This is a genomic window from Bowdeniella nasicola (genome assembly GCF_001907295.1).
GTDB lineage: Bacteria > Actinomycetota > Actinomycetes > Actinomycetales > Actinomycetaceae > Bowdeniella > Bowdeniella nasicola.
This window is the reverse complement of record NZ_MQVR01000103.1, coordinates 1-6,037: the sequence shown is the minus strand read 5'-3', so window position 1 is coordinate 6,037 and position 6,037 is coordinate 1. Positions and strand designations below refer to the sequence as shown.

General features: G+C 62.6%; 7 protein-coding genes and 1 tRNA gene. 6 read left to right on the top strand and 2 right to left on the bottom strand.

From position 1 onward, the window contains the following. The first annotated feature begins 316 nt into the window (after positions 1-316). The 6 genes from BSZ39_RS11875 to BSZ39_RS11850 all read left to right on the top strand — a co-directional run bounded on the left by BSZ39_RS11875 (position 317) and on the right by BSZ39_RS11850 (position 5,198). Positions 317-1,513, top strand: coding sequence for a PucR family transcriptional regulator (locus tag BSZ39_RS11875; protein ID WP_073717538.1), 1,197 nt, complete (start codon positions 317-319; stop codon positions 1,511-1,513). Continuing rightward, positions 1,414-2,511, top strand: coding sequence for an ACP S-malonyltransferase (locus BSZ39_RS11870; protein ID WP_342741823.1), 1,098 nt, complete (start codon positions 1,414-1,416; stop codon positions 2,509-2,511). The genes BSZ39_RS11875 and BSZ39_RS11870 overlap by 100 nt, the downstream gene beginning before the upstream one ends. Positions 2,512-2,522: 11 nt before the next feature. Then, positions 2,523-3,536: a beta-ketoacyl-ACP synthase 3 gene (locus BSZ39_RS11865; protein WP_073717536.1), complete on the top strand. Its 1,014-nt coding sequence runs from the start codon at positions 2,523-2,525 to the stop codon at positions 3,534-3,536. 37 nt (positions 3,537-3,573) lie between these two features. Continuing rightward, positions 3,574-3,822 carry an acyl carrier protein gene (locus BSZ39_RS11860; RefSeq protein ID WP_073717535.1) on the top strand — a complete coding sequence of 83 codons (249 nt, stop codon included), beginning with the start codon at positions 3,574-3,576 and terminating at the stop codon, positions 3,820-3,822. 25 nt (positions 3,823-3,847) lie between these two features. Continuing rightward, positions 3,848-5,086, top strand: a complete 1,239-nt coding sequence (locus BSZ39_RS11855) for a beta-ketoacyl-[acyl-carrier-protein] synthase family protein (RefSeq protein ID WP_073717534.1) — start codon at positions 3,848-3,850, stop codon at positions 5,084-5,086. A gap of 38 nt (positions 5,087-5,124) precedes the next feature. Next, positions 5,125-5,198: transfer RNA gene (locus BSZ39_RS11850), tRNA-Ile, on the top strand. On the opposite strand, the gene BSZ39_RS13975 is transcribed toward BSZ39_RS11850, so the two are convergent. Next, complete coding sequence (locus tag BSZ39_RS13975; protein WP_158025195.1) at positions 5,180-5,350, bottom strand: hypothetical protein; 171 nt, start codon at positions 5,348-5,350, stop codon at positions 5,180-5,182. The genes BSZ39_RS11850 and BSZ39_RS13975 overlap by 19 nt on opposite strands. Before the next feature lie 257 nt (positions 5,351-5,607). Beyond that, positions 5,608-6,037 (bottom strand): hypothetical protein (locus BSZ39_RS14345; protein WP_222842953.1); only part of this gene is annotated, 430 nt, incomplete at its 5' end.

Here is a 6,037-nt window from a genome sequence, read left to right as displayed (position 1 = left end):
CGGGACCTCGCTGATCTTCACGCTCCAGTCCTTGGTCGCCATCCTTGAACACCTTTCTCACCTCAAGGTGTTGCGACGACCAGTTGAATCCGCCTCAGATTCGAGCGTCTCTTTGATTGTGGGATTGGTTTCGATGGCTTCGTGAACCATCGCTTCATCCTCGTCGTGCATTTCTTCCTCCGGCATAGCAGCGTTCTGCTCTCACACTATCGCGGGCTAGGGTATCAGCGCACCAGTAGGTTAATCCGTAGGATTCACTGGGCACAGAGCATGACACATCTGCCTGAGGTTCCCGCGAGGCGGTATGCTTCCCGCCATGACGACACTTCCTTCTCGCGCGCCAACGGATTTGCCTGAGCACGTCATTTCGGCGCTTCGCAAGGGCTCCGATGAACTCAAGCTCACAGCGGTAGCACGAATGGAACGCGATCTGCAGTGGTGGCGTGATCTGTCGAGTGAAGACAGGTCGTGGCTGGGACTCGTCGCTCATGAAGGCATCAACCGGTTCGTGGCCTGGATGCAGCTCGAGGACGATGCAGCGCGGCCGCAGGATATTTTTCGCGTCGCTCCCCCAGAGCTCACGCGTACGATTTCCTTGCAGCGTACCTTGCAGGTTGTTCGACTCATTGCCGAGGTCGTCGAGGAGCACAGCCAGCAGCACGTCGCACCGGATTACCGGCGAGATCTGTATGAGGCTGCCCTCATCTATTCGCGTGAAGTGGCTTTCTCTGCCGCCGGTATCTATGCGCGCGCGGCCGAGTCCAGAGGCCAGTGGGATGCGCGGTTGGAAGCTGCCGCGATCGATGCCATCGTGCGCGGCACCTCCCCGGCGGTGATGCGTTCGCGCGTCGCGACGGTGGGGTGGAAAGGCCGAAACTGCACGTTTGTCATCGTCGGACCGGCGCCACATCAACTCACCGAATCAACAACAGCCGAACTCCGGGAGGCTTGTCTGCGCGCGACCTCGGATGCTCTCGTCGGGATTCAGGGCGATCGGATCATTGCTGTCCTCGGCGCGGATGAGAATCCAAGCACGATTGCATCTGTCATCGAGCACCACTTCGGTGACGGCACCATCATCATTGGCCCGAGCGTCGACGACATCGTCAAGGCTGGCACCTCCGCACGTGCCGCCATCGCCGCTCACCAAGTGATTCGAGCACTATCAGCGCCCGCTCGAATCATGCAGGCAGACGACCTCCTCCCTGAACGAGTGCTCGATGGCGATCAGCTCGCCCGCAATACCCTGATCGACGAGATCTATATTCCGCTCGTCAGCGCTGGCCCGGTGCTCGTTGAGACCCTGGATTCATATCTTGGCCAGGGACGCTCCCTAGAAGCGGCCGCGCGTGACCTCTACGTCCACCCCAACACGGTTCGCTACCGCCTGCGCCGCATTGCGCAGGTCATCGGGTGGGATCCGACCGAGGCTCGGGAGGGCCAAATTCTGCAGATTGCGCTCACCGTTGGGCGGCTGAGAGGCGGGACGCTGCCAGGAACGGCCGCTTTGTAGACCATCCACAAACGAGGTGGGTCGACTTGGTGGCCCACACAGGCGGCAGACGAAACGAAACCTGGGAAGGTGGAGCAGTGCTCGCAGTTTTATGTCCTGGCCAGGGTTCGCAACGACCCGGCATGCTCACCCAGTGGCTAGAGTTTGCCGACGAGTCAAATTTCACCGCCGCCTCCCATATCGAGGCATGGTCGCAGGCTGCCGACCTCGACCTTGTCGAGCTCGGTTCGCATGCCGATGACGAGACTCTTCGCGACACGAAGAACGCCCAGCCGCTGATTGTCGCCCTGTCAATTTTGAGCTGGCGGATCGCGCAGGCACGTGGCGCAAGCATCCCGCAGGTTGTGGCTGGCCACAGCGTTGGGGAGATCGCGGCGCTGGCCATCGCCGGCGTCATCTCCGATGGCGATGCCGTGCGGCTCGCAGCAATCCGTGGCCGCGCGATGGCGCAGGCTGCCGCCGAAAACGAGACGACGATGGCCGCCATTGTCGGCGGCAAGCGTCCCGAGGTTCTAGCCGCTCTCGATGCCCACGACGTCACTCCCGCGAACATCAATGGCTCAACGCAGGTCGTCGCCGCCGGCTCCACCGAAGCGATCACCGCGCTTGGCGAAAACTTGCCGCGTGGCGCACGGCTCATCCCCCTGTCCGTCGCTGGAGCGTTCCACACCCATTACATGGCTGACGCAGTTCCGGCCGTACGCGATGCTGTCGAGAATCTCGTCGTCAGCAATCCCAATTGCACGCTCCTGTCGAACCATGACGGCGCCGCGCTCCACGCGGGCTCCCAGACCGTGTGGCGGATCGTCCAGCAGATGACCTCGCCGGTGCGCTGGGACCTTTGCCAGGAGCAGCTGCTCTCCGAGGGCGTCACCCACGCGATCGAACTCGCCCCCTCGGGTGTGCTGTCCGGCTTGGCTCGCCGTGACCTCAAGGGGGTCGCCACCCTCGCCTTAGCGCCTGACAACATCGCCGATCTGCCCGGATTCTTAGGCTAGGAGGACAACGTATGAGCCGCCAACTATCGATTGCTCAGGCCCGCGCCGGCTCGCAGGTGCTCGCGTTTGGAGCCGTTCGCGGCGAGCGCATCGTGCCTAACGATGACATTGTCGAGCCGATTGACTCCTCCGACGAATGGATTCGGCGTCGCACCGGTATCGTCACCCGACGCTACGGGACGGCAGCCGATACGGCAGTCTCCCTAGCAACCGCTGCAGCGACGGACGCGCTGTCGAAAGCCGACCTTCAGGGCTCCGACGTTGATACCGTCATCGTCTCGACGGTGACACATTTCGAGCAGACCCCGGCTGCCGCCGCGATCGTTGCAGATGCCATTGGAGCGACCCCTGCGGCTGCCTTCGATATCTCGGCGGCCTGCGCCGGCTACTGCTACGGCATCGCGATGGCCGACTCCCTGATTCGCTCAGGCGAGGCTACCCACGTCCTTGTCATTGGGGCCGAGAAGTTCTCCGATTTCATCGATCCGACCGACCGCTCGATTTCCTTCATCCTCGGTGATGGCGCGGGTGCCGCACTCCTCGGTCCCGCTGATTCACCTGGCGTCTCGCGCACCGTGTGGGGCTCCGATGGCGGCCAGGCCCAGGCCATTCGGCAGACCCATTCGTGGCTCACCATCCGTGATGGCTCGGATATGTCATGGCCAACTCTCCGGCAAGAGGGGCCCACTGTCTTTAAGTGGGCCGCATTCTCGATGGCAGAAGTGGCCAAGGAGATCGTTACGGCTGCGGGTCTTGCCCCCGAGGACATCGATGTCCTCATTCCGCACCAGGCAAACATTCGAATCATTGACCAAATGGCTAAGTCCGTTGGTCTGCGTGACGACGTCGTGATTGCGCGCGACATCGTCGATACCGGCAACACCTCGGCTGCCTCAATCCCGCTGGCAACCGAGCGACTGTACCGGGATGGTGAAGTACGTGGCGGTGAGCTCGCCCTCCAGATTGGTTTTGGAGCCGGGCTCGTTTACGCCGGGCAGGTCGTTCGCCTGCCGCACCGCGCCTGACGGCATCAGGTCCATTTAGAAAATCCAAGGAGAAACCATGGCACTGAACAAGGATGAGATCCTCGCTGGCCTCGCCGAAATCGTCAACGAAGAGACGGGTGTTCCGACGGAGGATGTCCAGCTGGACAAGTCCTTCTCCGATGACCTGGACATTGACTCGCTGTCGATGATGTCGATATGCACCTTTGCTGAGGAGAAGTTCGACGTGCGCATTCCCGACGAGGAACTGCAAAACCTCGTCACCGTGAACGACGCGGTGTCCTTCATCGAAGGCGCCCAGAACTAAGTACCCCACCTGGATAGGACGCATCATGGCCCACACGACCACACCCCGACGCGATGTCGTGGTGACCGGCCTTGGGACGACGAACCCGCTAGCCGGCACCACCGCCGAGACCTGGCAAGCTCTGCTAGCAGGCACCTCCGGAATCCGCAGCCTCGAGGCCGACTGGCTTGACCAGTTCGAATTGCCCGTGCGATTTGCCGGAACCGCTGCCGTCGACCCAGCCACGGTGCTTCCTGGCCCCCAGGCTCGAAAGATGGACACCTCTTCTCGACTCGCCGTTGTGGCAGCCGAGGAGGCGTGGGCAGATGCCGGTAGCCCGGAGGTCGACGGCGAGCGATTTGGTGTCGCCGTCGCCTCCGGTATTGGGGGCATCCATACGACTCTCAATGCCTGGGACACGATGAAAGACAAGGGCGCACGCCGAGTCCTGCCGATGACCGTGCCCATGCTCATGCCGAACTCCTCGGCCGCGATCATCTCCGTGCGCCTTGGAGCCAAGGCTGGCGCACACGCACCGACGTCCGCCTGTGCATCAGGCGCGGAGGCTATTGCGATGGGCGTGGAGATGATTCGAAACGGTAGGGCAGATATCGTGCTTGCCGGCGGAACTGAAGCCGCTATCCACCCCATGCCGATCGCAGCCTTTGCCCGCATGATGGCGCTGTCGACCCGCAATGACGATCCGCAGGCCGCGTCTCGCCCCTACGACGTCGACCGAGATGGTTTCGTCATGGGCGAAGGCGCCGGCATTGTCGTCCTTGAATCCGCCGAGCATGCCGCCGCACGCGGCGCGAAGGTTTACGCGAGCATCGCTGGAACCGGGATGAGCGCTGATGCATTCGATGTCGCACCGCCCGATCCGACGGGCGCCGGGCAAGAACACGCGATGCGTCTTGCCCTCGCCGACGCCGATCTCAGTGGCAGCGACATTGTCCATGTCAATGCGCATGCGACCTCGACCCCACTGGGCGATGGCATCGAAGCCGCGGCAATCTCGCGGGTCTCCCCCGACGCAGTTGTCAGCGGCACCAAGTCGATGACCGGGCATCTGCTGGGTGGCGCTGGCGCCATGGAGGCCGTGTTCTCCGTCCTGGCTGCCCACCAGCGCGTTGCCCCGCCGACGATCAACCTCGACAACCCCGAACCGGACCTCCCAATCAATGTGACTCGCAACGAGCCCGTCGACCTTCCTGCAGGAGCGGTCGTCAACAATGCGTTCGGTTTCGGTGGCCATAACGTCGCGCTCGTGATCACTAGCACGTAGTTTCTTAGAACATCACGGCGCCGGTAAGGTTGTCCGTGGCCCCTGTAGCTCAGCCGGTTAGAGCAGCGGACTCATAATCCGTCGGTCCCGGGTTCAAGCCCCGGCAGGGGCACTTGGCTCTCGATAGCCACGAAACGCCAGCTGAACTTTTTGGCCATCGCGCTGCACGAGGACCATTTCGGCGACCGCCCAGGTCGCGATGATGACCCCGAGGTACTCCAAGAGCTCCTCGACTTGGATCAGTGCCATAAGGTGCCAGGTCACGTGACCGAAGTGACTCTCGACGTGTCCGCCGATCGTCTCCAGGCCGACTGCGCCGAGGGGGGAAGACCGCGCCTCCCGCAACGATTGCGAACATGACCCGGCGTGGCAGGGCCAGCATCAGTGGGACCAGCACCGCAACGACAATCGTCGCGAGGGCCAGCCCGCCGATGACCCACCGGTAGGAGAAGAAATCGACCGGCAGATATGCGGTGATGAAGCTGCCGAGCCCATACAACTGCTCATGTAGCTCGGCGGCTTCATCGAGCGACGCATAGGCAGCAACGGCCGCGAGGAAGCCCCACCACCACCGCGGTCAGGGCAAAGACCAGCCATAGGCTCGAGGCGAGCCATGTCGCGGCGTTGCGTTCCTCGGCGACGTTGAACAGCCGCCAGGTCCGTGACCAGCCAGAGTCAACGAATCCCGTCGACCACACGACGATGTAGAGCAGGCCGGACACGATGACCATCGCGAGCGCGATTGCGGTCAGTCCGAGCGCGAATTTCTTGCCGGTGGGAGAAGGACGAGCGGGAATGGTCGCTACCTTTCGAACAGAGATCGGTAAAGCCGATCGAACTCCCCCGCCTGCGTGTCGTTGACCTGCCCCCACGGTTAGGTCCGGACGTTGTGCGAGTCGTCGGTTTCGATTTGATGGGTGCACTGCCGAGCGTAGTCGGCCGGTGCGAGAT